Source organism: Caldisalinibacter kiritimatiensis, assembly GCF_000387765.1.
Lineage (GTDB): Bacteria > Bacillota > Clostridia > Tissierellales > Caldisalinibacteraceae > Caldisalinibacter > Caldisalinibacter kiritimatiensis.
This window is the reverse complement of record NZ_ARZA01000100.1, coordinates 1-2,420: the sequence shown is the minus strand read 5'-3', so window position 1 is coordinate 2,420 and position 2,420 is coordinate 1. Positions and strand designations below refer to the sequence as shown.

The window sequence follows — 2,420 nt, the reverse complement described above, 5'->3', positions numbered from 1 at the left end:
TATTTTTTTTACTAATTTTCTGTGGATAAGTTTAATTTTGTATTTTGCAACTATCTAATTCAAGATTAACGATTATAACTTTGCTTTAACAGAAACATTATATATTTTTCTATTTGAAATATTCTATTTTTTATTCTCAGACTCTATCAGTTCTATCATTTTAGTAAAATAATTATATACTTCTGTACTTTTATCAAATATGTTTTCTAAGTCTTTTTTCCCACTTTCCAAAACATCTTTTTCCGAAAACTTTTCATTAAAAATAATTGCTAAAGTATATTGCATTTGTGAAGCCACATTTAACATTTGTTTTCCTGTATTTTCTGCTTTTAAATAATCAGAATATACTGATATAAAGTGTTCTGGAAAAACACTAATTAAATAACCATAAAACCACAAATAATCTCCGTCATTTGAATATTTCTCAGTTGCTATTTTAAAGGCATCTATTAATATATTTTCTGCTTGGTTTAAACATTTTTCTAATTTTGGTGATAATCTTCCCCATTCAGCCATAACATACCAAGTGTAAAAAGAAATTCTGAAAAGATCATATTTCTCAACTGTTTTTAAATAATCTTCATTAATAGCATCGAAAAAAACTATAAGTTCTTCCCATTTTTCATTTTTTATAATTCTCTCTAACTTATCTAAATCCATTGTAAATCATAACCTTTCAAATAATGTTCTATTTATTTCATATTTACCTATATATCTATAATTTTCCATATACTATCATTTATTCTTTATTCTACAGATACTGTTTCTCAATTAATCAACAATATAGTTTTTGATCATATTATTTATTTTACAAAATTTTCTGTCGTTTATTAAAATAAATATTAAAATTTCAAAGTCCAGTAGAACCTATAAATTTACTATCTACTGGACTTATTCTAATATAGTATATTTATTTTTATATATTGTTTATCACAATTAATAACTAAAAAGCAAATTTTAGAAATAAATTCTCTTGCTTAACAAGTTTTTCAACTAATTTTAATACTTCATCATTCTTACCATATATAGTTACAGAAAATCCACCATCTATACTAACAAGAATATTTTTTTCAGGAAAGATTATTTGAGCTGATGAAATGTCATTTTTTATGATATATGAAATTATTTTATGAATCTCTTGCAACGATTTTGATCGAATATTTTTATATTCATACTCATAAAACTTAAATCTACTTTTTTCTTCAGGAAACTCTGTTAAATAAATTTCAGCATCATAATATGTAATCATTTTCATTATTATTCGACAAATCTTTTGGCTAAAATCATCTAAGTAATTTATCATAAGATATTCTTCCAATTCAAAATATCTATCACTGCTGATTTTCTCGGGTAAAAAATCAATATAGTGATAAGTTTCACTACTTTGTAATGTTTCAATAAACTCTAATATTTTTTCCATTACTTTCCTAACACCTTTCCATTCTCATCTAATTATGATTAAAAGAAAACACATCATAATATCTTAGGTGTATTACCTAATACTCAAGATAAAATCTGTATCTCTTGTATTTGATGCTTACCTTTCTATTTTAAGTTACAGAAAATAGGGTCAAGCTTGAAAATCACCTTTTAAAAAATTTAATAATTCAATAATTCAATCTTGACCCATTAGCTCTATTGTGGTTTCTTTCCTTTTTAATCTAAACAATCGTTACTTTAATATTGTTATGCCAATAATAATATTACCTAATTACCTTTTAAAATTTCTTCTATCCACTCTTTATACTTGGTATCATTATTGTATTGAATAGCTTTTTTTCCATATTCCAATGCTATATTTTCTGAATGAGGTGGAGTTAATGCAGTAAAAACATAATAAGAAATAAGATAACAAATATGTGCAGTTTCCTTTTTTGCATCGTGTTGTTTCAAATAAATATATTGATTAAGCAGATGAAAAAAAACATTTATCCCATCTATTTCTTTACTATTTGCATATAAATCATCCAAATCATTTTCTGATAGCTCCATAACTCTTTCTATTGGAATTACTGAACTATAATAATCAAAATATTTTTTGATATCCATCTATCCTTCTCCTTGCAATAATATTATTTACACCATGCAGTGCTAATATATTTAACAAGTCCTTCTGCGTCTTTAATAAATCTAACAACTACAGTTTCACCTTTATAGGTAAGTGTACGAATATATTGATTGTTCTTTTCCCAAGTTTCTGCTCCATCCTTTAAAACCTTAATAAGAATGGGAGCAACATCACTCCATTTTGGATCTTTCTTAAACTTATTCCAATTATGTTTTGCTTTCATTATATGATGTATTTTATTACTATTACAACTATTTACAGCTTTTTCTGCTGATTTATTAAACGCTCTAGCTTCAAACCAATCAACAACTTTGTTATATAACCAAGTACCTGCTGCTATTACTGTACCACC

4 protein-coding genes are annotated in these 2,420 nt (G+C 24.9%); all 4 read right to left on the bottom strand.

Going from position 1 to position 2,420, the window contains the following annotated elements:
- Nucleotides 1-123 precede the first annotated feature (123 nt).
- On the bottom strand, nt 124-660 hold the full coding sequence (locus L21TH_RS04955; protein WP_006310851.1) for a hypothetical protein: 537 nt from the start codon (nt 658-660) through the stop codon (nt 124-126).
- 283 nt (nt 661-943) lie between these two features.
- On the bottom strand, nt 944-1,420 hold the full coding sequence (locus L21TH_RS04950; protein ID WP_006310850.1) for a hypothetical protein: 477 nt from the start codon (nt 1,418-1,420) through the stop codon (nt 944-946).
- A gap of 287 nt (nt 1,421-1,707) precedes the next feature.
- Nucleotides 1,708-2,049 (bottom strand): hypothetical protein, encoded by a 342-nt coding sequence (locus L21TH_RS13720; RefSeq protein WP_006310849.1) that lies wholly within the window; start codon nt 2,047-2,049, stop codon nt 1,708-1,710.
- A 23-nt stretch (nt 2,050-2,072) separates the two neighbouring features.
- The coding region (locus tag L21TH_RS04940) for a polymorphic toxin type 35 domain-containing protein (protein ID WP_034429372.1) at nt 2,073-2,420 on the bottom strand (348 nt) is incomplete at its 5' end.